We start from the raw sequence: 23977 nt of genomic DNA, 5'->3' as shown, positions 1-23977 counted from the left end.
CGTTCAGGGACGGGCGTTGCCGGTCAGCTTTTCATACTTGACCCACAGGACGTCTTCGGATTCGACGTGGTCCGGATCCTTGGGGATGCAATCGACCGGGCAAACCTGCACGCACTGCGGTTCGTCATAGTGCCCGACGCACTCGGTGCACTTGGCCGGGTCGATGACGTAGATTTCCTCGCCCTGGGAAATGGCCTCGTTCGGGCATTCCGGTTCGCATACGTCGCAATTGATGCACTCGTCGGTAATAATCAGAGACATGCTGTTGTTCCTCTCTCGTTTATTCAGTGGTTGTTGCCCGCAGGCGTTTTTCTACAGAAGGATGGACGAATTTTCCTACATCGCCGCCCAGACGCGCAATTTCCCGGACCATGGTGGCCGAGACGAACATGTATTGCTCGCCCGGCGTCAGGAACACCGTTTCGACCTCGGGATAGAGGCTTCGGTTCATCCCTGCCATCTGGAATTCGTATTCGAAATCGGAAACCGCCCGCAGGCCGCGCACGATGACCTTGGCGCCCATTTCATGCACGAAACTCATCAAGAGCGTGTTGAAGCCGACGATTCGTACGTTGGGCACATCGCCCAGCACCTCTTTCGCCAATTCCACACGATCCGCCAGCGTGAAGCGTGGCTTTTTCGCTGGGCTTTCGGCAATCGCCAGGATCAGCGTATCAAACAGGGTGGCGGCACGGCGCACGAGGTCTTCGTGGCCGCGGGTAATCGGGTCAAAAGTACCCGGATAGATCGCTACGCGATGGTTCAGTTTGTTCAATCTGTCAGTCGCCGCAACAAGTGAAAGTGGACTTCCCCCGCCTTGCCGTGGCGCACCGTGTGCCACTCGCCAAGCGATTCGATTTCGTTTTCCGCTTCGACGTAGAGCGCTCCATCTTCCTTCGTGACCCCCGGCAGCAACGGTGCCAAGCGGGGAATCCAGCCCTTGTGGTAGGGTGGGTCGAGAAAGATCAGGTCGAACTTCGTATTGGCGGAAGCCAAATATTGTAGCGCATCCCCGCGTTTGATCTCTATCGCTGGCGGTTTATCGAGCAATTCGTGGTTTTCATGCAACGCTGCCAGCACGCGCGGTATTTTTTCCACCATGACGACACGCGCCGCGCCGCGCGATGCCGCTTCGAAGCCCAGCGCGCCGCTGCCGGCGAACAAGTCGAGGCAGTGCAGTCCATCGAGTTCCTGGCCGAGCCAGTTGAACAACGTTTCGCGCACGCGGTCCGGCGTCGGGCGCAGGCCTTCGCTGTCCGGAAAGCGCAGGACGCGGCGGCGGAATTCGCCGCCGACGATGCGGACCGAGTTCAATCTGCGGCTACCGTCACGGTGACCAGGTCGGCCGGTCGGACATGGCGGGAAAATGCCGCTTTGACGTCGCCTGCCGTAACTGCCTGCACCTTGGCCTGGTACTGGTCGAGATAATCCAGTGGCAGACTGTAGAAGGCGATGGCGGCGACATTGGCGAGCAGTTTGCTGTTGCTGTCCAGGCGCAGCGGGAAACTGCCGCTCAGGTTGGCCTTGGCGGCGACCAGTTCTTCCTCGCTCGGCCCCTTGTTGACGAAGTCGCCCAGCACTTCGCGCACCACCTTGATGGCTTCACCCGCTTGCTTGCGCTGCGTCTGCAGGCCGATCTGGAAAGGGCCGGTCTGGCGCAGCGGGGCGAAGTAGGAGTACACGCTGTAGGCGAAACCGCGCTTGTCGCGCACTTCCTTGACCAACCGGGAGACGAATCCACCGCCGCCCAGCGTGTAATTGCCGACGAGCAGCGGGAAATAATCCGGGTGGCCGCGTTCGATGCTCGGCATGCCGAGATAAATGTGGGCCTGGCTGGCCGGGTGGGCCAGCGCCTGGCTCGTCGCCTTGGCTGGGGCGGGGGGCGGCGGGAGCGTCGGCGCAGCACCATTGGGCAGGGCGGTGCTCAGTTGTGCGGCAATCTGTTCCGCCTGCTGACGCGACAGGTCGCCGACCAGCGTGATGCTGGCGTTGCCGGCGGTGTACAGGCGCTGATGGAAGCCGAGCAGATCGGCGCGACTCAATGTCGCAACGCTTTCCGGGCTGGCTTGCCGTCCGTAGGGGTGCTGGGGATAAAGCGCTTCCCAGAAAGCCTTGCCGGCAATACTGTCGGGGCGCGTCATCGCCTCCTTCAGGCTGGTGATGGTGCGGGTCTTTTCGCGTTCGAGAATGGCAGCATCGAAGCGCGGCTGGCGCAGGATATCGCGCAGGATGGCCAATGCCGGTTCCAGCTTGTCCTTGGCTGACAGGGTACGCAGCGTGACGCTGGCACGGTCGGTGTCGGCACCGCCGCCGAGGACGGCGCCGAGATCGGCCAGTTGTTCTGAGATCAAGGTCTCGTCCCGCTCAGCCGCTCCAAGGTCGAGAATGCCCCGGGTCAGCGCGGCGAGCCCGGCTTTGTCGGCCGGGTCGAACATCGAGCCGGCAGCGAAATCGATCTGCACGTCGAGCATGGGCAGGCTGCGCGCCGCGACGAAATGGACGCGGGCGCCGTTGGCGGTGGTCCAGTGTTCGATGGCGACGCCGGCCTGGGCGGCGTGGCTGATGAAAAGGGCAAATATTGCGGTCAACAGTGGTTTCATGATGATTTTGCTCAATGACGGATGGCGACGCCGGGGCGGCGTGGCTTGCCGTCCAGCGGTTGCGGATCGAGGATGCCGATGGTCAGCGCATCGTCGTTGAAATACTTTTTCGCCACGGCCTGAACATCGGCGGCACTGACCTGCTGCAACTTGGCCAGCATCACGTCGACGTCCTTCCAGTGCAGGCCGACGGCTTCCATCTGGCCGACTTCCATGGCCTGGCCGAACATCGAGTCGAGCTTGTAGACCTGCCCGGCGACCAGTTGCGCCTTGGTGCGCTTCAATTCGGTTTCGCTGACGCCGGTTTCCTGGATACGCTTGATCTCGGCGCGCAGCGCAGCTTCCAGATCATCGACACTGCGCCCTTCCGACGGGCTGCCGTAAAGGAACAGCATGCCCGGGCCGCGTGCCGTGTTGTCGTAGTCGATGCCGGCCGACAGGGCGACCTTGTCTTCGCGCACCAGCTTCTTGTTGAAGCGGGCGGCGTCGTGGCCGTCGAGAATGGCGGCGAGAATCTGCAGCGCGTAAGGGTCTTGATCGGTTTTCGGGTCGCGGATGATCGGTGCCTTGTAGCCCATGATCAGCACCGGCAGTTCGGCCGGCGCCTTGACCGTCAGCTTGCGCGTGCCTTCCTGGCGCGGTTCGACCTGCGCCTTGCGGGGCGGCAAGTCACGGCTGGGCAGTGCGCCGTAGTGTTTTTTTGCCAGGGCGAAGACTTCCTGATGCTTCACGTCGCCGGACACCACGACGTAAGCATTGTTTGGCACGTACCAAGTGTCGTACCAGGCCTTGGCGTCGGCCGCGGTCATCGTTTCCAGGTCGCTCATCCAGCCGATGATCGGCCGGCGGTACGGATGCGCCTGGAAGGCGGCAGCGTTCATCTGTTCGAACAGCTTGGACTGTGGATTGTCGTCGGTGCGCATGCGGCGCTCTTCCATGACAACCTTGATTTCCTGCGCGAATTCCTTCGGATCGACCGTCAGGTGGCGCATGCGGTCAGCTTCGAGCTGCATCATTTCGTCCAGCTTCTCTTTCGGAATCTGTTGGAAATACGCCGTGTAGTCGCGGCTGGTGAAGGCATTGTCACGCCCACCGGCGGCCGCGACGCGCTTGTTGAACTCGCCGGGGCCGACGCTTGGCGTGCCTTTGAACATCATGTGTTCTAGTACGTGAGCGACGCCGGAGGTGCCATCGACTTCGTCCATGCTGCCGATCCGGTACCAGACCATGTGCACGGCTGTCGGGGCGCGATTGTCTTCCTTGACGATAATGCGCAGGCCGTTGTCCAGCGTGGTCTCGTAGGGATTGGCTAAAGCTGCGGTCAACAGCCAGGGAGCAAGTAAAACGGGAAGCAGGTGTCGCATGGTCATGGGAGGTGTGGGCTTTCTGCTAGAATTCAACGCTGTTTTTGCATCGCTTTTTGCATCTGTTTTTGCACAAAATTGGACGGCATCTTAATGCTTGCCTGTCCACCTGTCAGCAAGGCCTGAGACCTTAACACCCATGTTCAGTTTCCTGAAAAAATCCAAACCCGAGGCTGCCGCGCCGGCGGTGCCCGTCGTTGATGCCACGCACAACGCGGTTGAAGCCCCAGTTGCGCCAGCGGCCGAGGCGCCTGCCGCCAAGCTGTCCTGGCGCGAACGTCTGTTCAAGGGGCTGGCCAAGACCCGAGCCCAGCTCGGTGGCAAGCTTAAAGGCATTTTCTCGCGCGGCAAGGTCGATGACGAATTGCTCGAGGAGCTGGAAACCCTGCTGCTGACCAGCGATGTCGGCGTCGAGGCGACCACGCATCTGCTCGACGAACTGAAGAAGGCGGCCAAGCGCGACAAGCTGGAAACGCCGGAAGCCATTCAAAAAGCGTTGTCCGACGCCTTGCTGACCATCCTGCAGCCGCTCGAGCAGCCGCTCGATGTCAGTACCCACAAGCCGTACGTGATCATGATTGCCGGGGTGAACGGTGCCGGCAAGACGACTTCCATCGGCAAGCTGGCCAAATATTTCCAGCAACAGGGCAAGAGCGTGCTGCTGGCGGCGGGCGACACCTTCCGCGCCGCTGCCCGCGAGCAGTTGCAGACCTGGGGCGAGCGCAACAACGTGACGGTGATTTCGCAGGAGTCCGGCGATCCGGCAGCCGTGATTTTCGATGCGATTTCCGCCGCCAAGGCACGCGGCATCGACATCGTGCTGGCCGATACCGCCGGTCGTCTGCCGACCCAGTTGCACCTGATGGAAGAAATCGCCAAGGTGCGCCGCGTGATCCAGAAAATCGATCCGGCTGGCCCGCATGAAACTTTGCTGGTGCTCGATGCCAACATCGGCCAGAACGCCTTGCAGCAGGTGCGCGCTTTCGACAAGGCGGTCAATGTGACCGGCCTTGTCCTGACCAAGCTCGACGGTTCGGCCAAGGGCGGCGTGGTGGCGGCGATTGCCCGGCAGTGTCCGAAGCCGATCCGTTTCATCGGTGTGGGCGAGCAGATCGATGACCTGCGCCCGTTCTCCGCCAAAGATTTCGTCGACGCACTGTTCGACCAATGATCGTTGCCAGCAATCTGACCAAGCGTTATCCCGGCGGCTACGAAGCGCTGCGCGATATCAGCTTTTCAATCGACGCCGGCGAGATGGTGCTGATCACCGGCCACTCCGGCGCCGGCAAGACCACGCTGGTCAAGCTGATTGCCTCGATCGAACGACCGACTTCGGGCAGCCTGGTGGTCAACGGACAAAACCTGTCGGCCTTGCGGCGTAGCGCGATTCCCTACGTACGGCGTCACTTCGGCCTGATCTTTCAGGACCAGAAACTGCTGTTCGACCGCAGCGCCCTGGATAACGTCATGCTGCCGCTGCACATCGCCGGCCTGTCGCACAAGGACGCCATCCGGCGTGCGCAGGCGGCGCTCGACAAGGTCGGCCTGCTGGCCCGCGAGAAAGCCAATCCGATTGCCTTGTCCGGCGGCGAACAGCAGCGTCTGGCCATCGCCCGGGCCGTGGTCAACCGGCCGACCGTACTGCTGGCCGACGAGCCGACGGCCAATCTCGATCAGGAGTCGGCGCAGGATATTCTGGAACTGTTTGCCGATTTTCACCGGGTCGGCGTAACGGTCGTCGTCGCCACGCACGATCAGGCCTGGGTCGAATATTGCCAGGGCAACGTGCTGCGCCTGGATCACGGGAGGCTCATATGAATCCCTGGCTGTCGCAGCATCGTGCCGCCCTCGGGCTGGCCTTGCGCCGCTTGTGGGCGACGCCGTTCAATACCCTGCTGTCCCTGCTGGCCATCGGTATTGCGCTGACCTTGCCGGCCTTTGGCTACGTCGCGCTGGACAACTTGCGCGAGTTGGGGCGCAGTGCGTCCGGTGTGCAGCAGATCAGCCTGTTCATGGAGGTCGGAGCGACAAAAGCCGAAGTGGCGGCGATAGAAAATCGCCTGCAAGCCCTGTCGACCGCAAAAATCACCTTCGTGCCGCGCGATGAGGCGCTCAAGCGCCTGAAAAAGAGCGAGGAGATGACTGAAATCGTCGCCAGCCTGCCGCGCAATCCCCTGCCCGATGCCTTCATCGTCGATCCGGCCGACACCGCGCCGGCCACGCTGGAAGCTTTGCGTCAGGAAATGGCCGGCTGGCCGAAGGTCGCACATGTGCAACTCGATTCGGCCTGGGTCAAACGTTTCGACGCTTTCCTGCGCCTCGGCAAGCTGGCGGTGCTGATGCTGGCCGGGCTGTTCGGCGCCGGGCTGGTGGCCGTCACCTTCAACACCATTCGCCTGCAGGTCATGGCGCAGGCGGCGGAGATCGAGGTGGCGCGGATGATCGGGGCGACCGATGCCTTCATCCGCCGTCCCTTCTATTACTTCGGCGCCCTGCAGGGGGCCTTGGGCGGTCTGCTTGCCGCCTTGCTGGTGCTCGGCGCGCTGCATCTGCTGGCCACACCGATTGGTGAATTGGCAGCACTTTACGGTGGCAGTTTCACGCTGCATGCGCCGGAAGGCAGCGAAGTCATGCTGCTGGCCAGCTTGGGCGCGCTGCTCGGCTGGCTAGGCGCACAATTGTCGGTCAGCCTGTCCTTGCGCAGTTTTGATTAAGCGGCGGGTTGCTCCGGTGAGGTCTGCTTTTCCTTGGGCAAGCTGACCCGGAAACAACTGCCCTGTCCGGGCTGGCTGTTGACGTGGATTTGTCCGCCGTGTTTGCGCACGATGTCGTAGGACACCGATAGCCCGAGCCCGGTCCCCTTGCCGACCGGGCGGGTGGTAAAGAAGGGCTCGAAAATCCGGCGAAGCACCTCGGGGGCGATGCCGCTGCCGGTATCGGCGACTTCGAACCAGACCGTATGCGCATCGTGTCCGGTGCGCAGCGTGATCGTGCCGTGTTCGGCGATGGCGTGGGCGGCATTGAGCAACAGATTCATCGCGACCTGGTTTATCTGTGCGCCAACGCAGCGCAGCAGCGGGATTTCGCCGTAATCGCGAACCACCTCAGCCTTGTATTTCACCTCGTTCCAGACGACGTTGAGCGTACTGTCCAACCCGCCATTCAGGTCGAAATCCTGCTCCTCTGCCCGGTCGACGCGGGAAAAGTCCTTCAGATCATTGACGATGCGCGTGACCCGTCCCAGCCCATCCTGTGATTCCTGTAGCAGATCGAGCACGTCGTGCCGCAGGTAATCGAAGTCGGCAGCAACGAAATCGGCTTCCTTGCCTTGCCCGGCACGGCATTGTTCGAGCAGGGCGATCATCTGCTGGCTGTAGTTGCGCAGGCTGCCCAGATTGGAATTGACGAAGCCGACCGGGTTGTTGATTTCGTGTGCGACGCCGGCTGCCAACTGGCCGATGCTGGCCAGCTTTTCCGCCTGCAGCAACTGGTGCTGGGTTTCTTCCAGCTCGTGGAATTGGCTCGCCAGTTCCATCCAGCGGCGACGCAACAATTCCAGCAACAGCCAGCCCAAGCTGCTGATCAACAGGAAGGTGCTCAAGGTGGCAATCAGCGTTTCGTGGCTTTGCCGGGCCACCGCTTGCTCGATTGCTTCGTATTTTTGCGACACGCTGATGCCGCCGCGCACGTCGCCCAGCTTGTAGCCTTGCTTGGCGTGGCAATGCAGGCAGCTTTCCTGAATCAGCAGTGGTGCCATGTAGCGCAGCAATGGGCCTGTCGGACTGGCTTCGACCGACCAGCTTTCGCGTTGCCCCTGTTCAAAATGCTGCAGAGCCCGTGCTTCCCAGGCGTCGGCGGCATTGGCCGGGCGCATCGGGCGCAGGCTGGTCAAGCGGAAAATCGCGCCGGCATTCAACTCGGCCATTTCACCGATCAAGCGGGTCATGTAGGCGGGGTTGATCATGGTCAGCGCCACGCCGTCCGTTGTCATGAGGTCGCGGCGGGGATGTTCGAGATAAGGGTTGGGCTGGGTGCGCGGCGTCACCGGTACGTAGATGCCGCCGTGCGAAGAATTCCAGTTGCGCGTCAGCACCACCATGCGAAACATGTTGCGCGCACCTTCGATGGCAATCGCCATACTTTGTTCGCGTACCTGGCGCTGGTTGTTCAAGTAATAGAGCGTGCTGCCCAGCGCCCAGAGTGCCAGCGGCAGCAGCCACCAGCGCCGCAATCGGATGATCCGGGGAACATTGCGACCGGCTTTTCGGGAGGGTTGTGCTTGCATGATGGGCGCGAAATCTCGGGCAGAGAGGCGGGTCCTTAAGATTATAGAGCCGGCAACCTCAAAGGCAGAGCCAGACAATGGCCAAGGTAATCAAGCTGACCGGCAGGCCGATGGCGAAGTGTTGCCGCCAGTCGATGCGGATACCGGCGCGGCGCGCCAGATCGACGACGATCAAATTGGCAATCGAGCCAACGAGCAGCAAGTTGCCGGCCAGCGTGCTGACCAGCGCCAGCGTGACGCCGGCTTCCGGGGTTTTCAGGTGGGGCAGCAGCAACATCACGGCCGGTACGTTGGAGACCAGGTTGGACAGGCTGACACCGATGACGAACAGCGGGCCGGTGTCGCCGAGATGAATCCCGTGGCCGGTCAGCCAGCCGACGGCCAGGGCGGCCAGCCCGGTGCTTTGGAAAGCGTGGTTGACCACGAACAGGCCGATGAACAAGACCAGCAGTTCCCAGTCGACAAAGCCCATCACGTGCGATGAATGGAAGCGACGCGAGAGCAGTAACAGGCCGGCACCGACCAGTGCGGCAACTTCCCGCGGCCAGTCGGTGAACAGGAAAATGACGAGCAGCGCCGTAGCGACGATTAGTCCCTTGATGGTCTGGAAGCGGTCGAAAATGGGCAGTTTTTCCTCGTCGACCGCAAATTTTTCAATTTTTGCGGTCGACTGGGTTATTTGGGCCAAATCCGGCGCAAAAACCAGCCATAGCCACAGCGCGAGCAGGCCGAGGGCGACCGGCGGCAAGGCGTGCAGCAGGTAGTCGCCAAAGGAGAGTTGCAGCACGCTGCCGATCAGCATGTTCTGCGGGTTGCCGATCAGCGTTGCGGCCGAGCCGATATTGGCGGCGCAGGCCAGACCGACCAGCCAGCGCACCGGCGGATAACCGCGTTCGAGGCAAAGATGGGCGACGATGGGCGTCATCGCCAGACAGACGATATCGTTGGAGAACACCGCCGACAGTGCACCGGCGACCAGGATCAGCACGCCGAGCAGGCCGCGTTCGCCGAGCGGCAGCGCGACGACGCGGCGGGTGACTTCGGTGTAGAAGCCGCCGAGCCGCATCTGTGCCGACACGACCATGAAAGCGAAGAGCAGCAGGATGGTCGGCAGGTGGATGGCGCGCGCCGCTTCATCGGTCGTCATGGCGCCGATGCCGACCACGGCAATGGCGCCGAGCAGCGCCACGCCGCTGCGGTCGAGCTTCAGCTTGGGCAAGCCACCGAGGAACATGCCGAGGTAGACGACGGCAAAGATCGCGACGATGGCCGTCTGCAGCGGGTGCTGCTCGATGGTCAGGAAGGGGGCGGCGAGATCGAGATTCAAGAATGACTGATGTGTTTGCCGGATTCAGCGGGCGACCAAGGGAAAGGCATCCGGGTGGCGAATCGATTCGACCGAAAGGTCAATATCCAGCGCAGGCCAATAAAGATGCGCCGGGGTTGGCGCTTCAACGTGCGATATCTGTTCGATGGTCGCTTGCCGGAACCACGGAAAATGCTCGAACGGCAGAAGGATTTCTTCGTCGGCAATCAACAACCACAGACCGTGTTTTGAAATGTGCGTTACTTCAGGTGCCGAAATGACGGTGCCAGGCATTTTTGATCTCCCCGAGATGGGTTTCGATAACGGCTTGCGCTTCGCGAAGCTGTTTTTGATTCAGTCCGGTGGACGTCGCTAGATAAACTTCAGGCGTCAGCCAGAATTTCGCCTCTCCTTCCGGGTGAGAAACGTGCACATGAATGCGCGCTTCCTCGCGGGAGAAGAAGAAAAGGCGGAACTGTCCTTCGCGGAGTACGGTGGGGGCCATGTTCATGATTTATACCATCGTGCAGCCGGTAGTGAAATCGCACTCACCTGACCACCGAATCGCGTCTGCCTGATCGGCTCGTTTCGACCCAATGCGGAAGTTGGTAGCTTGGAAAAGCGGACATTCAACGTGCTAGCTCAGCCGACGGCAGGCAGCGCAGGTGGCTGACAGTCGGCTGGAGCGGGATGTTAGGCAAGACGCCACTCGCCACGTTTTGACAGCTCCGCAGACTGCACAATTTTGCGCTCACGAAGGCGAGTACAAGCCCACCGCATGTCGTACTGCCATGTAAAGAAAAGGTCGCCAGAGGCGCGCAATTCTTTCTCGTGGTTTTTCCAGATGTGCTCTGCCGCTTGAACAATTGATGCTGAGCCCCCCTTCGCACTAATTGCTTCAACAACCCAGTCTTGTAGTTCTTCTCGTGTTGCCAAGATAATCTCCTTAAAAACCCAACGAAGCTGTAGAAAAATAGTGTTCATCCCGGCATCGTGCCGTGAACCATATGGAATAACAAGGTTCAAACCTGAAGACGAGTTCAGGAGACGGCGATGGCACGCTACAAAGCAATCGACACCAGCCCGAGGTTCCTGGCGGTGGATCTGGAGAAGCTGCTGCTGCCGGGCAGTTTCGAGCATGCCGTGCATCACCTGCTTGAGCACGAATTCGACCTTTCCCTCGTCGACATCCGTTACCGCAACGACCAGAGCGGCGCCTGAAGTGCCAAAGGGGCCAGGCTCAAATCTTCGCGTACTGCTATGCTTGCCCAGCGTAGAGTCCTAACGGCAAAACCATGCCTAAACCGGAGGGTTAGGCATCAGTTTCTTGTGAGGACAGTAGTCGGATTGCCTCATTCAGCGCGCTTTCATTGCCCTCTTCCCATGCGCGAACTCTTGTCATGGCGCTCGCTGCCTCTTCGAGAAGAGTGGTTTGGGCTGGGCTAGCCCTCAAAACGAATCCATCTCGACCTCGAAGGTTTGCTTTCGTTCGTACCCACTGTCGAGGTTCTCCCTTTACGGACCAGAGTGAGTGAACGATGCGATTACGGAATTCCTCTGCCGTAACCAGTGCTTTCTTCGCAATCACTTGGTTGAACGAAGAACTTGGCTGTCCATGTCTGGCATAGAGTTCGAAAAGAAGGTCAACTTTTTGCCGGTAGCTCATCGCGGCTGAAATAAGGTGGCGATCGGTTTCAGACGTCATGCTCAATTTCGAACTCAGCGCTTCTGCTACCCAGAGTTCCAACAACTGAAACTGGACAACGACCCGTCCGATAGCTCGAAAGAGTTGATCTGTGTCTTCAGACAACTGCGGCTGGGTGTTCATGTTGATGCCTAGTATTTGAATTTTCTTAACTGGTGCGGCTTGCTGCGACATGTGAGCACGCAACCGAGCCCAGCTAAGTTGCATTGTACTGACACGCTCAATGCAATTGTCATCCTGAGTGTCAGTTTTGGAAAAATTTGCTGAACGACCGATGAGGGCCGAATGTTGCCAAATGGATTGCTGCTCAGGATATCGATAATCAATGGTCAGCTCCGATGACTTCAGGTGGTCAACTCAGGTGATATTTCGCAGTCGGTGACAGCTACTGGATTAGGGCGCTGCGGGGGCTTGATCAGCGGTAAATCAAATACGGCTCGCGGGCTGCGGTCCACGCGCTTTCATCGGCCAGAAGCGCGCTTTCCAGGTCGGCCGGGGTGGTTGCCGGATCGTCGACCCATTCGCGCAGCAGCGGCGAACCGTTGATCAGGTCGATGGCCAGCCGGTCGAATTCATATTCGTAACCGAAGTCGCGCCAGATCGGATAATCCGGGTAAAGCTGGCGGATGGCCTTGAAGGCCAGTGCCTGCAGGCGCCAGGGCTTGAAGGCGGCGTGCTCGTAATGCGGGCTTTCGCAGTGGATTTGCAGCCCGTGGCACAGTTGACCGCAGAATTTGTGAAAGGTCGGCTCGAACCAGCATTCGCGCAGCTTGCAGCCGGCCAGCCAGTGCGGCGCCGATTTTTCCGCCATCTGCTGCATTGTATTGAGTACGGCGCGGGCGTCGATGTCCGGTGCGCCGAACAGCAGTTCCAGCGGCCGGGTGGTGCCGCGGCCTTCCGACAATGTTGTGCCTTCAAGCATCACGGTGCCGGCGTAGGCGCGGGCCATGCTCAGGTTGGGGGCGTTCGGGCTGGGGTTGATCCAGGCCCGCTCGCCGAGCGGCCAGCCGTAACCGGGTGCAGCGTCGGGCTGCCAGCCCTGCATTTCGATGACGCGATAATCCACGTCGAGTTGCAACCGGTCGATGAACCAGCGGCCGAGTTCGCCCAGCGTCAGGCCGTGACGCATCGGCATTTCGCCAGCGCCGACGAAACTTTCCCAGCCGGCCCGCAGCGTGAAGCCCTCGACCGGCCGGCCAGCCGGATTCGGGCGGTCGAGCACCCACACGCTCTTGCCATGCGCGGCAGCGGCTTCGAGCACGTAACGTAGCGTTGTGATGAAGGTGTAGATGCGGCAGCCGAGATCCTGAAGGTCGACCAGCAGCACGTCGAAGGTTTCCATCATGGCCGCGGTCGGCTGGCGGACTTCGCCATACAGGCTGAAGATCGGAATGCCGTAGCGCGGGTCGATGAAATCCGGCGACTCGACCATGTTGTCCTGCTTGTCGCCGCGTATGCCGTGTTGCGGGCCGAAGGCTGCACTCAGTTGCAGGCCGGGCAGCGCAGCCAGCGCATCGAGACTGTGCGTCAGATCGGCCGTGACGGATGCCGGGTGCGCCAGCAGGGCGATGCGCCGACCGGCCAGCGGGGCGCGCAGGGCAGGGTCGGCGATGAGGCGGTCGATACCGAATTGCATGATGAAAGCCTGATTCAAAAGGACTGATTCAAAAGGAGTCTGGGGAGTCAAAACTTGGGGGCAAACTATCCAGGTGCAGCGTGAAGCTGGCGCGCTGGTGGAAGTCCGGGCGCTCGCCTGCATGGCTGAGCGCCCGGTAGTCGACCGAACCGTCGGTGTATTTCAGGATGCAGCTCAGGCCAATTTGCCAGGGCGGCGGGCCGAGCAGGCTACGCGGCAGATCAACCGTCAATACGAAGCCATCGGGAGTCGGCTGGCAGTCGATTTTTGGGGGGGCGTCCGGCAGGTGTCGGCGCATGGCTTGGCGGTAATCGGCAAAGTCATAGATCGCCCACTGCCCGGAGGGGGAAAAATTGAACTCGCGATAGGCCGTTCGGTCTGGTAAGGCGACAAAGGCTTCGCAGCAGGTGTCTTGCCAGAGTTCGTCGGCAAATCCGCTTTCTCCAACCGCGGCTGGCAGGCTCAGGCACTCAGTGTTCTTCCGGCAGGCGGCGACAATGCGATAAACCATGCGGCAAAGGCCATTTTCTCCGCCAGTCACGCTGGCTTCGACATGGTTATCCGGGAAATGCGTTGCGGAATGGGAGGGAAGTAAAACCTGCACGACAAATGAATGTTTTGTTTGGCCGCTGGAATTGGTAGCGTGGCGGTACTTTAACCCAGTCTGCCGGGACTGTTGCCTTCTGTTGTTTGGTTTGATCGGATAGCATCCCGGTTGCGGCGGAAATTTCTCCTTTTTTTTGCAATTCCTCTGGGGTACTCATGAAAATCCAGACTAAAACCCGACTTGTTGTATTGATCGCCTTGCTTGGCATCGCCCTCAGCATTGTTGTCGGACTGTTTACCCTGCGGGACAATCTTCTTGAAGACCGCAAAAACAAGACGCGAAACGTGGTTGAAACCGTTCATGCCTTGCTCGGGCATTACCATGCCGAGCAGCAGGCTGGCCGCCTGAGCGAAGAAGCGGCACAGCAAATGGCAATGAGTGCGGTCAGCAAGCTGCGCTATGACGGCAGCGAGTATTTCTGGCTCAACGACATGCAGAACAAGATGCTGATGCATCCGATCCGGCCGCAGATGGATGGCACTGATCTGTCCGCGCTCAAGGATGCGAACGGCAAGCACTTCTTTTCCGAGTTCATCGAAATTGTCCGCCGTGACGGTGCAGGTTTCAGTGATTACATGTGGCCGAAGCCCGGCTCGGATGTGCCGCAAGCCAAACTGTCCTACGTCAAGGGATTTGCGCCCTGGGGCTGGGTGATCGGTACCGGTATTTATATCGAAGACATGGATCAGGAAATGATCCGGCAATCGAAGGTACAAGCCCTGATCGCTGTCGTGATCTTTGCGCTGATCATTCCTTTTGCCCTGTCGCTGATGCGCGATTTGTCGCGTTCCATTCGCCAGGTGGTCATTGCGACGGACAAGCTCGCGGAGGGCGATTTCGATCACGCCGCCGATGTCGTGCTGAAGAACGAGATGGGCGATATTCTTGTGGCCACCCAGCATGTGCAGAAAAGCTTGCAAGGCATGCGGGCAGAAGTGGCGACCCTGACCGAGGCGGCCATTGCCGGTCGGTTGTCGACGCGCGCCGATGTCGCGCAGCATCACGGTGGCTTCCAGCAAGTCGTGACCGGTTTCAATGCAACGCTGGATGCAGTGATCGGGCCGCTCAACGTGGCGGCATCTTATGTCGACCGGATTGCCCGCGGTGATATTCCGCCGGCCATCACCGATAACTACAATGGCGATTTCAATACGCTGAAAAACAATCTCAACACGTGTATCGCCTCGCTCAATACCCTGATCGAAGAGATGAACCGCATGTCGGCTGAGCATGATGCTGGCGAAACCGATGTCCGGATCGACGAGAAACGTTTTGAGGGCGCTTATCAGGCAATGGCCAGTGGCGTGAACGCGATGGTCGCCGGGCACATTGTGCTCAGTGAAAAGGCCATGGCGTGCGTGCATGAATTCGGCGAAGGCAACATGGACGCGCCGTTGGAGTCGTTTCCGGGCAAGAAGCACTCGATCAACGACACCATTGAGCAAGTGCGCGCCAATATCAAGGCCCTGGTGGACGATGCCAACCTGCTGTCGGATGCCGCAGTGGCCGGTCGTCTGGAGACCCGGGCCAATGCCAGCCAGCATCGGGGTGATTTCCGGCGCATTGTAGAAGGCGTCAATGCCACGCTGGATGCCGTGGTTTCCCCTGTGCGAGAAATTCAGAAAATCATGCAGGCGATGGAAAAGGGGGACATGACGCAGAGTGTGCGCGGTCAATATCAGGGTGACTTTGCCACGCTGAAGGAGACGATCAACAATACGCTGGACCGTTTGAATACGACAATTGCCCAGATTATTGTGGCCGCCGATGCGTTGTCGAATGCGGCGGGTCAAATTTCATCGACTGCCCAGTCACTGTCTCAATCGGCGTCGCAGCAAGCCTCATCCGTCGAGGAAACCACGGCCAGCCTGGATCAAATGACCGAGTCGGTGACCCAGAATACGGATAACGCCAAGGTGACCGACAGTATGGCGGCGCGCGCAGCGAGCGAGGCGGATGAGGGCGGCCAGGCTGTCGGCAAGACGGTAGCGGCGATGAAGTCAATTGCCGGCAAGATCGGCATTATTGATGACATTGCCTACCAGACCAATTTACTTGCGCTCAATGCAGCTATCGAGGCGGCACGCGCAGGTGAACACGGCAAGGGCTTTGCGGTGGTCGCGGCCGAGGTGCGAAAACTGGCCGAACGTTCCCAGGTGGCGGCACAGGAAATCAGCCAGGTTGCTGCTTCCTCCGTCAAATTGGCCGAGCATGCGGGCGTCTTGTTGCAGGATATGGTGCCGAATATCAGGAAAACCTCCGATCTGGTGCAGGAAATTGCCGCTGCTTCGCAGGAGCAGACGACAGGCGTCGGCCAGATCAATCGCGCCATGGGCTTGCTGAATAATGCAACCCAGCAAAATGCTTCTGCCTCCGAGGAGCTTGCCGCGACAGCGGAAGAGTTGGGTGGACAGGCTGCCCAGTTGCAGGATTTGACCAACTTCTTCCAGGTCAAAGGCTGAGGTCGGAGCGTTGGTGGGGCATGGCTCTTTTAGCCCCCGCTGACGCGCTGAAGATTGTGCCCGGTCACTGATCGAAGCAAAAAAGTTCGGAGAGATGGATTTCGTGACACCATTGCGCATGATCAGTTCGCGATGGTGTCGAATGCCCCGTATTTCTCCGGGCAACTGGTGGACCTTGCAAGATACCCAGCTGTACCCATCGTCGAGTCGTTGAAGTCTTTGCCCTAGTTTGGTTGATTCCGTGAAACCGCTCATTTTTTTGCTCGTTCTGGCTAACTTGATTTTTTATGCTTTTTCGGCCGGCCATTTGGGAGGCTCCGCTGCGCATGACGCCGTGCATCTTGAGCAGCAGGTCAGTCCGGAAAGTATTCGCATCGTGTCGCGCGGAGAAAAGCCGCCACTGCCCGTGTTGCCGGAATCTGTGGCAAAACCTCCGCCGCTGCCAGAGCTGGTTGAGCCTCCGGCTGTAAGTGAGCCGCCGCCTGTTTCTGAAGCTCCGCCGGTCTTGGTTTGCCTGGCTTGGGGGGCTTTGGCACAAGTCGAGGCTGAGCGTGTTTCCCGTGTGGTCAGCCGGGGGTTTCCCGAATTCAAGCTGCAGCAGGTAGCAACGAATGGTGAGGGTACCGGGTGGTGGGTACATATTCCGCCCCTTGCCGATCGGGCTGCTGCAGACAAAAAATCGGGTGAGTTGCGGGCGCTTGGCGTGAATGAGTACTTCATCGTTCAGGATGGACCCGGCCGGAATGCAATTTCCCTTGGCGTGTTCAGCAGCGAAAAAGGTGCTCGGGAACGGCTGAACCAATTGCAGGCGCAGGGGGTTCGTTCCGCACGGCTTGGCGTTCGGCCGGACAAGGATGGGAACGTACGCCTTGAGGTGCGAGGCCCTGTAGATGCGCGTGAAACACTGCTGGCAGCCGTGCTCAAGGCGATTCCCAAGAATAAACCGCAAGATTGCCAGTGAGCGATTACGTTGTCGGCTTGACGGGCGGGATTGGCAGCGGGAAGAGCACCGTCGCGGATATGTTCGTTGCTCTGGGGGTTGTGCTGGTCGATACCGATGCCATTGCCCACGAACTGACTGCCCCAGAGGGGGCTGCCATGCCGGCTTTGATCGAGGCATTTGGCACTGGTGTGTTGGATGCACATGGGGCATTGGATCGGGGCGCGATGCGGCGCCTGGTTTTTGCCCACCTTGAGATGCGGGAGCGACTTGAGGCCATCCTGCACCCGCTGATCCGGACGCTGTCAGCCGAGCGCTGCCGGATGGCGGAATCCTCTTACGTCATTCTGGCTGTGCCGCTTCTCGTCGAGTCCGGGACTTACCGTGAGCGCTGCGACCGGGTTCTTGTGGTCGACTGCCCGGAAAGCTTGCAAATAGAGCGGGTTCGGAGGCGCAATGGTATGACTGTCGATGAAGTCAGGGCAATTCTGGCGGCACAGGCAACGCGTGCCCAGCGTTTGGCAATTGCCGATGATGTGTTGCTGAATGACAGCGGGTTGGCCGCTGTAGCAGGGCAAATCGGGGATTTGCACCGGAAATATCTGCAACTTGCGGCGAAGAAACTTAAAGCAAGCTGTTGAGATTTGCATGCAAATGGCTCAGAATAAAGAAAATTTTTTCAAAATTCCGGGACATAAGCTGCGTGATCACCTACGAATATCCGTTCAATGAGCGTATCCGAACGCTCTTGCGCCTCGAAGATCTCTTCGAGAAGACGGCATATTTCGCACAGTCCGATGGTCAGCACGAGCACCACGCAGCACTGGTGACCCTGTTTGAAATTCTTGAGGCAGCCGGTCGCGCCGATCTCAAGATGGATCTGATCCAGGAACTCGAAAGGCAGCGTCAGACGCTGCTGGCTTTTCGCAATAATCCCGATATTTCCGAAGAGGCGCTATCTGGCGCGCTTTACGAAATCGAACAATCCTCGGCGGCTTTGCTGGGCATGAGCGGCAAGATTGGCCAGTATTTGCGTGACAACGACTGGTTGATGAGCATCAAGAGTCGGGCAGCCATTCCGGGTGGCGTGTGTGAATTCGATCTGCCGTCCTACCACTGGTGGTTGCATCGTTCGGTGGAAGTGCGCCGGACAGCGCTCGAAGCCTGGAGCAAGCCTTTGTTCGCCCTGCGCGATGCGTCGGCGATTGTGCTGCGCTTGCTGCGCTCAAGCGGGCATCCCCAAACGCATACTGCGGTCAACGGGCAATTTCAATTGAATCTCGGCGGTACATCGGCCCAGATGGTGCGCGTTTCTCTGTCGGCCAACGAAGCCGCCGTGCCGGAAGTCAGTGCCAATAAATATTTTCTCAACATCCGCTTTACCAAGCCGCCAGTGAATGAGCTGAAAGCACGTGGTTGCGAGCGCGATGTCGAGTTCGACCTGACGTTCTGTAATCTGTGAGCAAGCCGCGTTACGTTCGCTGCCCACAGTGCGGCAAAGATGCCTTGTGGTCGCCGGAGAATGCCTGGCGGCCGTTTTGTTCCGAGCGCTGCAAGCAGATTGACCTCGGTGCCTGGGCGTCCGAAAGCTATTGCATTCCCGGTCAGGTCACTGACGAGGAACTCGGTGCGCCAGGGCCTGATTTCCTCGAGCAAAACCGCTAGCATTCCTGCTTACCAGCCGCGCATCAGTGCAATGCCGTGTGCTCCGTGCTGGGTTGCCGTTTCCTGAAGCGCCTTGCGCATGCCACCCAGGGCAAATACGGGCAACGCGTTACCTGAACAACGCGTGGCAAACTCTGTCCAGCCCAGGCCCGGATTCTCCGGATGGCTGGGGGTCGCCAGCACGGGGCCGAGCACGGCGTAATCCAGCCCCAGTTCGCCGGCCCGTCTGATTTCTTCGTTCGTATGGCAAGAGGCCCCAACCCAGTTGAAGTCTGGACGCTCGGTGCAGTTTGCCAAGCTGGTCGACGACAGGTGCAAACCATCGGCACCCAAGGCGCGGGCGAGTTCGGCATCGTCGTTGATGACGACGATGGCATCGTGTTGGCGTGCCAGCTTGATGACATTCGTCGCGAACGCCCGGCGTTGTTCGCTGGGCAGTTGTTTGTCGCGGATCTGGATCAGGCTTGGTCCGCTGTCTTTCGTCTGCTCGAGAGCGGCTTGCAGGCGTTGCATCTGCATCGTCTCGCCTTCAATTTCCGCCATCGTGATGAGCATGGTGTCGGGTAATGACAGGGCTTTCAGAATCGGTCCATTGGCTGGCAAGATGGGGGCGACGTTGGCGGTTTTGCCGCATTGCTGCCAGTCGACCGCAGAATGCTCCAATGGCGCGGTGATGCCGATTTCTCCGGTCCACGCGGTGACACGCCAGAAATTCAGCCGGACCTTGGCGTGCGGATAGGTGAATTCCCGGATCAGCCAGGGCGAGCATTCGGTGACCGTAATGCCGAGTTCTTCATGGAGTTCGCGAATCAAGGCAGCGCGAATGCTTTCCCCCGGCTCGACCTTGCCCCCCGGAAACTCCCAGTAACCGACATAGACCTTTCCTTCCGGGCGCTGGGCAAGCAGGAATTCCTGCCCGTTGGCGCGCAGCATCACTGCGGCAGCGACTTCAACGACGGGGCTCATGGGGTATTTCCATTGTTTGACGAGTGGCGTCCCGCCAGATCGCGGGCAAATTGCCAGGCCACCCGACCGGAACGGGAGCCGCGTGACAGCGACCAGTTCAGTGCTTCGCGCTCGCAAGCTGCGATGATGGCCTCGGCAATGCCGAATTGCCGTGCCCAGTGCGCGTAGACCGCAAGATAATCATTCTGCGAGAAGGGGTAGAAGGAAATCCACAGGCCGAATCGCTCGGACAGGGAGATTTTTTCCTCGACGGCTTCGCCCGGATGAATTTCGTCATCAACTCGCTGGGTGTCCAGGTTTTCCGAAAAATATTCCGGCATCAGGTGGCGCCGGTTCGATGTGGCGTAGATCAGCACATTGTCGGGTGGCGCGGCGACCGAGCCATCAAGGATGGACTTCAGCGCCTTGTAGGCCGTTTCTCCCGCCTCGAACGATAGATCGTCGCAGAAAATGATGAATTTCTCCGGTCGACCGTCAAGCAGGTCAACAATGTCTGCCAAGTCGATCAAGTCGTTCTTGTCGACTTCGATCAAGCGCAGACCTTCGCCCGAAAATTCATTGAGTACCGCCTTGACCAGCGAAGACTTGCCGCAGCCTCGGGCACCAGTCAGCAGCACGTTGTTGGCCCCTTGGCCGGCGACGAACTGGCGAGTATTGGCAACGATACGGGCTTTCTGGTCGTCCACGGTTTCGATATCCGCCAGCCGGATCGGATGTGGCTTCGCTACCGCCTGCAACCAGCCGCGCCCGCTTGATTTGCGCCAGCGGAAGGCAACGGCAGCTTTCCAGTCAGGCATCGGCGGGGCTGGTGGCAGGGCGGCTTCCAGGCGGCCGAGAACGTGTTCGGCACGGGAGAGCAGGCGTTCGAGTTGGACTGAGTCGATCATGGGGAAAGGTATACTGCGTGACAAAGTTGCCCACTCTAACGAAAGCCATGCGAAAACTCCAAGTTACCTTGTTTGCCGTCAGCCTTTTTCTGGCGGGTTGTTCCATGCTTCCCTCGAAAGGGGCGCCGACCGAGAAGGCAGCGGAGAAGCCTGCGCCTTGTCCGGTCTGTGTGGCCTGTCCGGTTTGCCCGGCACCCGGCAAGCCGGTCACGCCAGTGGAGTTTTCCCGCACGCTGACGCCTGCTGACTGGTCGGCATTGCCAGGCTGGCAGGATGACGCCCATTCGGCAGCTTGGCCGGCATTCCTGCAAAGTTGCCGTGGTCTGCGCAATCGGGCCGGCGCCGAAGCCTGGCGGCCGGTCTGCGCCCTGAGCGCCGAGGTCGATGGAAAATCGGACAAGGCGGTGCGCGAGTTTTTTGAAAAACACCTGCAGCCGCATGGCATTTCAGCGGCCGATGTTGCGGTCGACGGCATGGTGACAGGCTATTACGAACCGCTGCTGAACGGCAGTCGCCAGTCCGGCAAGAAATTTGCCCATGCCTTGCACGCAGTGCCGGACAACTTGTTGACGATTGAATTGGGCGATCTTTTCCCCGAATTGAAAGGCAAGCGGGTGCGTGGCCGGGTCGAGGGCAACAAGGTGGTGCCTTACTGGCCGCGCGGCGAGATTCTTGCCCAGGGCAGCAAGCTGCCAGCCAGGACGCTGGCTTACGTGGATGATCCCATCGAACTGTTCTTCCTGCAGGTTCAGGGTTCTGGGCGGATTCGCCTGCCCGACGGCAGCCTGATGCGCGTGAACTATGCGGATCAGAACGGCCATCCTTATCGTTCGATTGGTCGGGTACTTGTCGAGCGCGGTGACCTCAAGCTGGAAGAGGCTTCGATGCAGGGCATACAGGCTTGGGCAAGGGCCAATCCGGCACGTCTGAATGAGTTGTTGAACGCCAATCCGAGCTACGTCTTTTTCCGTGAAATGCCGGCCAGCGACGATGGCCCGCAGGGGGCGTTGGGCGTGCCGTTGACGGCTGAGCGCAGCATTGCCATTGATCCTCGTTCGGTGCCTTTGGGGGCGCCGGTGTTCCTGGCAACGACCCGGCCCAATTCGACGCAAGCCATGAATCGTCTGGTCATGGCTCAGGATACCGGCGGTGCGATCAAGGGGGCGGTGCGCGCCGATTTCTTCTGGGGCTTTGGTAAAGAGGCCGGCGCACTGGCGGGGCGCATGAAACAAAATGGCCGGATGTGGGTGTTGTTACCCAAGGGATACAGCCCGAACTGATCTTCGCGCACGATACCGGGGCATCGCTTGCATTGATGCACGGTAATGGTGCTGTATATATTGGTGCATTATTTTCCACTGCACTGATTTGAAACGATTTTTGCGCACTGGAATGGTGCTTGCTTTTCCTGCTCCAAAATTTCATTTGGGGAAGTCTGATGGAAAGCTATCAATCCGGCAGCAATGTATTGTTCATCTTGTTGGGCGGCATCATGGTGTTGGCCATGCACGCAGGCTTTGCCTTTCTTGAGGTAGGCACGGTCCGCAAGAAAAATCAGGTCAATGCGCTGGTCAAGATTTTGACCGACTTCAGCATGTCGACCATTGCTTATTTCTTTATCGGCTACAGCATCGCCTACGGCATCAACTTCTTCTCCGGTGTCGAAACCCTGATGGAGAAGAATGGTTATGAACTGACCAAGTTCTTCTTTCTACTGACTTTTGCCGCGGCAATCCCGGCGATCATCTCCGGTGGAATTGCCGAGCGCGCCAAGTTTTACCCGCAATTGATGGCCACTTTTCTGCTGGTCGGTTTCGTCTATCCCTTTTTTGAAGGAATCGCCTGGAATCAGGCTTTCGGTGTTCAGGCCTGGCTGAAGGCAACTTTTGGTGCAGAGTTCCACGACTTTGCCGGCTCCGTTGTGGTGCATGCAATGGGTGGCTGGATTGCGCTGCCGGCTGTGCTCCTGCTTGGTGCGCGTTATGGCCGTTACACCAAGGATGGGCGTATTTCGGCACATCCACCTTCATCCATCCCGTTTCTTGCGTTGGGCGCGTGGATTCTCACCGTGGGTTGGTTCGGTTTCAATGTCATGAGCGCGCAGACCATTGAAAACATTTCCGGTCTGGTCGCCATTAATTCCCTGATGGCGATGGTCGGTGGCACCCTGGCCGCTTTGGTCTTCGGCAAAAACGATCCGGGTTTCGTGCATAACGGCCCCTTGGCCGGCCTGGTGGCTGTCTGTGCCGGTTCAGACCTCATGCACCCGATGGGGGCGTTGGTGGTTGGCGCTGTTGCCGGCGCACTGTTTGTCATCATGTTCACCTTGACCCAGAATCGCTGGAAAATCGACGACGTACTCGGCGTCTGGCCGCTCCATGGCCTGTGCGGTGCCTGGGGTGGAATCGCTGCCGGGATCTTTGGTAGCCAGACGCTGGGTGGTGCCGGCGGCGTATCTTTCATGTCGCAGTTGATCATGACCTCGTTGGCCATTGTTGTGGCACTGGCCGGCGGTTTTGCGGTATACGGCCTGCTCAAGCGGGTTTTCGGCTTGCGCCTCGATCAGGAAGACGAATATCAGGGAGCTGACCTGAGCATCCACCAAATTACCGCAACGCCGGAGCGCGAACCGAGCTGGTAATGATTGCGGAAAATAAAGTCCATCGAAATCATGTGGCAACTAAGTCCGGCAAGTGCTATTGGCGGACTTAGCACTATCTGGACATCTACTTCTCGGCCAAAGTTGTCGCTGACACCATAAAAATAGAAGTCAGTAAACGGTCGAGTTCCGGACGTTCCCGTCGATAAGCTGTATGGGTCTATTGAGTTCGGCGAACTGCCGATTGAAATCCTCCGCGACCGGCACGGCACTGTCGAGCCGTAGCTGATTCCCAAGCACCAGACCCGCTGGACGGGTTTCGACTACAAGATTCTGTCGCACTGCCCGCGGCATGACGGTCCGTGAGATCCACGGATAGCCGTTATGTCTATTTCCTGATCGGCCCGATGGTTGATCATCACATTACAACCATTCTTAAATGATCTTCGTGCTCAAGCGTTTTGCTACTGTCTTGTGCCGCCTCGTTCGACAAAAAACAGAAACAAACGGAAGACCGCGACACTGAAAATGGAAGTCAGCAGCACGGTGATCCAGGACAAATCTGGAAAAAGGTAAGCACCCAAAGCAGAAAGAATCAGGAAGATGAAGACCAGAAACACGGGTTGATGTCCTTCCGGTGTATTGATCAGGGGCGCGCGTTGCCCGTGAGTGTTTCATATTTCGTCCAGAGCTGCTCTTCCGACTCGGCATGGGCCGGATCTTTCGGAATACAGTCTACCGGACAGACTTGAACACACTGCGGTTGATCATAGTGGCCGACACATTCGGTACACTTCCCCGCGTCGATTTCATAGATCTCGGCACCTTGCGAAATGGCCTCATTCGGGCATTCCGGTTCGCACACATCACAATTGATACATTCTTCAGTAATCATTAACGCCATGGCAGTTCTCCTTTTAAATTTCAGTCTTTAAACACATAACTCAAGAACACA

The 23977-nt window shown here is 59.1% G+C and carries 27 protein-coding genes and 1 pseudogene; 12 read left to right on the top strand and 16 right to left on the bottom strand.

What is annotated here, in order from left to right; translation table 11 throughout:
* Nucleotides 1-3: 3 nt before the first annotated feature.
* From RCI20_RS09530 to RCI20_RS09510, 5 genes are read right to left on the bottom strand one after another with little or no spacing between them, the layout of a single operon-like run.
* Entirely contained in the window at nucleotides 4-261 is a 258-nt protein-coding gene (locus RCI20_RS09530; RefSeq protein WP_306604746.1) for a YfhL family 4Fe-4S dicluster ferredoxin, read from the bottom strand.
* Nucleotides 262-280: 19 nt separating this feature from the next.
* The gene (gene coaD / locus RCI20_RS09525) at nucleotides 281-766 is read right to left on the bottom strand and encodes a pantetheine-phosphate adenylyltransferase (RefSeq protein WP_306605025.1); all 486 of its coding nucleotides are present in this window, start codon (nucleotides 764-766) and stop codon (nucleotides 281-283) included.
* Nucleotides 767-771: 5 nt separating this feature from the next.
* Nucleotides 772-1314 carry a 16S rRNA (guanine(966)-N(2))-methyltransferase RsmD gene (gene rsmD / locus RCI20_RS09520; protein WP_306604744.1) on the bottom strand — a complete coding sequence of 181 codons (543 nt, stop codon included), beginning with the start codon at nucleotides 1312-1314 and terminating at the stop codon, nucleotides 772-774.
* Nucleotides 1311-2600, bottom strand: a complete 1290-nt coding sequence (locus RCI20_RS09515; RefSeq protein WP_306604742.1) for a pitrilysin family protein — start codon at nucleotides 2598-2600, stop codon at nucleotides 1311-1313. Before RCI20_RS09515 ends, rsmD begins: the two co-directional genes overlap by 4 nt.
* Before the next feature lie 11 nt (nucleotides 2601-2611).
* A complete protein-coding gene (locus RCI20_RS09510; protein WP_306604739.1) occupies nucleotides 2612-3970 on the bottom strand; it encodes a pitrilysin family protein in 1359 nt (452 codons plus the stop codon).
* 133 nt (nucleotides 3971-4103) lie between these two features.
* Between RCI20_RS09510 and ftsY the strand changes: the two genes are divergently transcribed.
* From ftsY to ftsX, 3 genes are read left to right on the top strand one after another with little or no spacing between them, the layout of a single operon-like run.
* Complete coding sequence (gene ftsY / locus RCI20_RS09505) at nucleotides 4104-5135, top strand: signal recognition particle-docking protein FtsY (protein WP_306604737.1); 1032 nt, start codon at nucleotides 4104-4106, stop codon at nucleotides 5133-5135.
* Entirely contained in the window at nucleotides 5132-5782 is a 651-nt protein-coding gene (locus tag RCI20_RS09500) for a cell division ATP-binding protein FtsE (RefSeq protein ID WP_306604734.1), read from the top strand. The genes ftsY and RCI20_RS09500 overlap by 4 nt, the downstream gene beginning before the upstream one ends.
* The gene (gene ftsX, locus RCI20_RS09495) at nucleotides 5779-6678 is read left to right on the top strand and encodes a permease-like cell division protein FtsX (RefSeq protein ID WP_306604732.1); all 900 of its coding nucleotides are present in this window, start codon (nucleotides 5779-5781) and stop codon (nucleotides 6676-6678) included. Before RCI20_RS09500 ends, ftsX begins: the two co-directional genes overlap by 4 nt.
* On the opposite strand, the gene RCI20_RS09490 is transcribed toward ftsX, so the two are convergent.
* The 5 genes from RCI20_RS09490 to RCI20_RS09470 form a co-directional block, all read right to left on the bottom strand.
* The gene (locus RCI20_RS09490) at nucleotides 6675-8249 is read right to left on the bottom strand and encodes an ATP-binding protein (protein WP_306604730.1); all 1575 of its coding nucleotides are present in this window, start codon (nucleotides 8247-8249) and stop codon (nucleotides 6675-6677) included. The two genes, ftsX and RCI20_RS09490, sit on opposite strands and share 4 nt — an antisense overlap.
* A gap of 58 nt (nucleotides 8250-8307) precedes the next feature.
* Nucleotides 8308-9576: an SLC13 family permease gene (locus RCI20_RS09485; protein WP_306604728.1), complete on the bottom strand. Its 1269-nt coding sequence runs from the start codon at nucleotides 9574-9576 to the stop codon at nucleotides 8308-8310.
* Nucleotides 9577-9600: 24 nt separating this feature from the next.
* Nucleotides 9601-9849, bottom strand: a complete 249-nt coding sequence (locus RCI20_RS09480; RefSeq protein WP_306604725.1) for a DUF2442 domain-containing protein — start codon at nucleotides 9847-9849, stop codon at nucleotides 9601-9603.
* Nucleotides 9821-10066 carry a DUF4160 domain-containing protein gene (locus RCI20_RS09475; protein WP_306604723.1) on the bottom strand — a complete coding sequence of 82 codons (246 nt, stop codon included), beginning with the start codon at nucleotides 10064-10066 and terminating at the stop codon, nucleotides 9821-9823. The genes RCI20_RS09480 and RCI20_RS09475 overlap by 29 nt, the downstream gene beginning before the upstream one ends.
* Before the next feature lie 182 nt (nucleotides 10067-10248).
* Nucleotides 10249-10539 carry a hypothetical protein gene (locus RCI20_RS09470; protein ID WP_306604721.1) on the bottom strand — a complete coding sequence of 97 codons (291 nt, stop codon included), beginning with the start codon at nucleotides 10537-10539 and terminating at the stop codon, nucleotides 10249-10251.
* A 69-nt stretch (nucleotides 10540-10608) separates the two neighbouring features.
* Here RCI20_RS09470 and RCI20_RS09465 point away from each other — a divergent pair, with 69 nt between their 5' ends.
* On the top strand, nucleotides 10609-10776 hold the full coding sequence (locus RCI20_RS09465; RefSeq protein ID WP_306604719.1) for a hypothetical protein: 168 nt from the start codon (nucleotides 10609-10611) through the stop codon (nucleotides 10774-10776).
* A 91-nt stretch (nucleotides 10777-10867) separates the two neighbouring features.
* Here the strand turns inward: RCI20_RS09465 and RCI20_RS09460 are convergent, their stop codons facing one another.
* The 3 genes from RCI20_RS09460 to RCI20_RS09450 form a co-directional block, all read right to left on the bottom strand.
* Nucleotides 10868-11434 carry a hypothetical protein gene (locus RCI20_RS09460; RefSeq protein WP_306604717.1) on the bottom strand — a complete coding sequence of 189 codons (567 nt, stop codon included), beginning with the start codon at nucleotides 11432-11434 and terminating at the stop codon, nucleotides 10868-10870.
* Nucleotides 11435-11675: 241 nt separating this feature from the next.
* Nucleotides 11676-12896, bottom strand: coding sequence for a DUF1343 domain-containing protein (locus RCI20_RS09455; protein ID WP_306604715.1), 1221 nt, complete (start codon nucleotides 12894-12896; stop codon nucleotides 11676-11678).
* A 28-nt stretch (nucleotides 12897-12924) separates the two neighbouring features.
* The gene (locus RCI20_RS09450; RefSeq protein WP_306604712.1) at nucleotides 12925-13437 is read right to left on the bottom strand and encodes a DOMON-like domain-containing protein; all 513 of its coding nucleotides are present in this window, start codon (nucleotides 13435-13437) and stop codon (nucleotides 12925-12927) included.
* Between the two features lie 221 nt (nucleotides 13438-13658).
* On the opposite strand from RCI20_RS09450, the gene RCI20_RS09445 reads away from it, so the two are divergent.
* From RCI20_RS09445 to RCI20_RS09425, 5 genes are all read left to right on the top strand, one after another.
* Nucleotides 13659-15965: a cache domain-containing protein gene (locus RCI20_RS09445; protein ID WP_306604711.1), complete on the top strand. Its 2307-nt coding sequence runs from the start codon at nucleotides 13659-13661 to the stop codon at nucleotides 15963-15965.
* A 241-nt stretch (nucleotides 15966-16206) separates the two neighbouring features.
* Nucleotides 16207-16926 carry an SPOR domain-containing protein gene (locus RCI20_RS09440; protein WP_306604709.1) on the top strand — a complete coding sequence of 240 codons (720 nt, stop codon included), beginning with the start codon at nucleotides 16207-16209 and terminating at the stop codon, nucleotides 16924-16926.
* Nucleotides 16923-17546, top strand: a complete 624-nt coding sequence (gene coaE, locus RCI20_RS09435) for a dephospho-CoA kinase (protein ID WP_306604707.1) — start codon at nucleotides 16923-16925, stop codon at nucleotides 17544-17546. Before RCI20_RS09440 ends, coaE begins: the two co-directional genes overlap by 4 nt.
* A gap of 62 nt (nucleotides 17547-17608) precedes the next feature.
* Nucleotides 17609-18367, top strand: a complete 759-nt coding sequence (gene zapD, locus RCI20_RS09430) for a cell division protein ZapD (protein WP_306604705.1) — start codon at nucleotides 17609-17611, stop codon at nucleotides 18365-18367.
* Nucleotides 18364-18570, top strand: coding sequence for a DNA gyrase inhibitor YacG (locus tag RCI20_RS09425; RefSeq protein ID WP_306604703.1), 207 nt, complete (start codon nucleotides 18364-18366; stop codon nucleotides 18568-18570). Before zapD ends, RCI20_RS09425 begins: the two co-directional genes overlap by 4 nt.
* Nucleotides 18571-18579: 9 nt before the next feature.
* Here RCI20_RS09425 and RCI20_RS09420 read toward each other — a convergent pair whose 3' ends face one another.
* Nucleotides 18580-19536: a Nudix family hydrolase gene (locus tag RCI20_RS09420; RefSeq protein WP_306604701.1), complete on the bottom strand. Its 957-nt coding sequence runs from the start codon at nucleotides 19534-19536 to the stop codon at nucleotides 18580-18582.
* Complete coding sequence (locus tag RCI20_RS09415) at nucleotides 19533-20423, bottom strand: ATP-binding protein (RefSeq protein WP_306604699.1); 891 nt, start codon at nucleotides 20421-20423, stop codon at nucleotides 19533-19535. Before RCI20_RS09415 ends, RCI20_RS09420 begins: the two co-directional genes overlap by 4 nt.
* Nucleotides 20424-20470: 47 nt before the next feature.
* Here RCI20_RS09415 and RCI20_RS09410 point away from each other — a divergent pair, with 47 nt between their 5' ends.
* The 3 genes and pseudogenes from RCI20_RS09410 to RCI20_RS09400 form a co-directional block, all read left to right on the top strand.
* Nucleotides 20471-21703: a murein transglycosylase A gene (locus RCI20_RS09410; protein WP_306604697.1), complete on the top strand. Its 1233-nt coding sequence runs from the start codon at nucleotides 20471-20473 to the stop codon at nucleotides 21701-21703.
* Nucleotides 21704-21861: 158 nt separating this feature from the next.
* Nucleotides 21862-23064 (top strand): ammonium transporter, encoded by a 1203-nt coding sequence (locus tag RCI20_RS09405; protein ID WP_306604695.1) that lies wholly within the window; start codon nucleotides 21862-21864, stop codon nucleotides 23062-23064.
* Nucleotides 23065-23247: 183 nt separating this feature from the next.
* Nucleotides 23248-23392, top strand: a pseudogene (locus RCI20_RS09400) (transposase); the annotation flags it as partial.
* 276 nt (nucleotides 23393-23668) lie between these two features.
* Here the strand turns inward: RCI20_RS09400 and RCI20_RS09395 are convergent.
* Nucleotides 23669-23926 carry a YfhL family 4Fe-4S dicluster ferredoxin gene (locus RCI20_RS09395; RefSeq protein ID WP_306604693.1) on the bottom strand — a complete coding sequence of 86 codons (258 nt, stop codon included), beginning with the start codon at nucleotides 23924-23926 and terminating at the stop codon, nucleotides 23669-23671.
* Between the last annotated feature and the right edge of the window lie 51 nt (nucleotides 23927-23977).

Source organism: Azonexus sp. (genome assembly GCF_030824335.1).
GTDB lineage: Bacteria > Pseudomonadota > Gammaproteobacteria > Burkholderiales > Rhodocyclaceae > Azonexus.
The sequence above is the reverse complement of the archived record's forward strand: the minus strand, read 5'-3'. Positions and strand labels throughout refer to the sequence as shown.

What these genes read in the sequence shown, in the direction of transcription:
- RCI20_RS09530 (WP_306604746.1), bottom strand. Translation starts at nt 261, where the DNA reads ATGTCTCTGATTATTACCGACGAGTGCATCAATTGCGACGTATGCGAA.
- RCI20_RS09515 (WP_306604742.1), bottom strand. Translation starts at nt 2,600, where the DNA reads ATGAAACCACTGTTGACCGCAATATTTGCCCTTTTCATCAGCCACGCC.
- RCI20_RS09510 (WP_306604739.1), bottom strand. Translation starts at nt 3,970, where the DNA reads ATGACCATGCGACACCTGCTTCCCGTTTTACTTGCTCCCTGGCTGTTG.
- ftsY (WP_306604737.1), top strand. Translation starts at nt 4,104, where the DNA reads ATGTTCAGTTTCCTGAAAAAATCCAAACCCGAGGCTGCCGCGCCGGCG.
- RCI20_RS09500 (WP_306604734.1), top strand. Translation starts at nt 5,132, where the DNA reads ATGATCGTTGCCAGCAATCTGACCAAGCGTTATCCCGGCGGCTACGAA.
- ftsX (WP_306604732.1), top strand. Translation starts at nt 5,779, where the DNA reads ATGAATCCCTGGCTGTCGCAGCATCGTGCCGCCCTCGGGCTGGCCTTG.
- RCI20_RS09490 (WP_306604730.1), bottom strand. Translation starts at nt 8,249, where the DNA reads ATGCAAGCACAACCCTCCCGAAAAGCCGGTCGCAATGTTCCCCGGATC.
- RCI20_RS09480 (WP_306604725.1), bottom strand. Translation starts at nt 9,849, where the DNA reads ATGCCTGGCACCGTCATTTCGGCACCTGAAGTAACGCACATTTCAAAA.
- RCI20_RS09475 (WP_306604723.1), bottom strand. Translation starts at nt 10,066, where the DNA reads ATGAACATGGCCCCCACCGTACTCCGCGAAGGACAGTTCCGCCTTTTC.
- RCI20_RS09470 (WP_306604721.1), bottom strand. Translation starts at nt 10,539, where the DNA reads ATGAACACTATTTTTCTACAGCTTCGTTGGGTTTTTAAGGAGATTATC.
- RCI20_RS09465 (WP_306604719.1), top strand. Translation starts at nt 10,609, where the DNA reads ATGGCACGCTACAAAGCAATCGACACCAGCCCGAGGTTCCTGGCGGTG.
- RCI20_RS09460 (WP_306604717.1), bottom strand. Translation starts at nt 11,434, where the DNA reads ATGTCGCAGCAAGCCGCACCAGTTAAGAAAATTCAAATACTAGGCATC.
- RCI20_RS09455 (WP_306604715.1), bottom strand. Translation starts at nt 12,896, where the DNA reads ATGCAATTCGGTATCGACCGCCTCATCGCCGACCCTGCCCTGCGCGCC.
- RCI20_RS09445 (WP_306604711.1), top strand. Translation starts at nt 13,659, where the DNA reads ATGAAAATCCAGACTAAAACCCGACTTGTTGTATTGATCGCCTTGCTT.
- RCI20_RS09420 (WP_306604701.1), bottom strand. Translation starts at nt 19,536, where the DNA reads ATGAGCCCCGTCGTTGAAGTCGCTGCCGCAGTGATGCTGCGCGCCAAC.
- RCI20_RS09415 (WP_306604699.1), bottom strand. Translation starts at nt 20,423, where the DNA reads ATGATCGACTCAGTCCAACTCGAACGCCTGCTCTCCCGTGCCGAACAC.
- RCI20_RS09410 (WP_306604697.1), top strand. Translation starts at nt 20,471, where the DNA reads ATGCGAAAACTCCAAGTTACCTTGTTTGCCGTCAGCCTTTTTCTGGCG.
- RCI20_RS09405 (WP_306604695.1), top strand. Translation starts at nt 21,862, where the DNA reads ATGGAAAGCTATCAATCCGGCAGCAATGTATTGTTCATCTTGTTGGGC.
- RCI20_RS09395 (WP_306604693.1), bottom strand. Translation starts at nt 23,926, where the DNA reads ATGGCGTTAATGATTACTGAAGAATGTATCAATTGTGATGTGTGCGAA.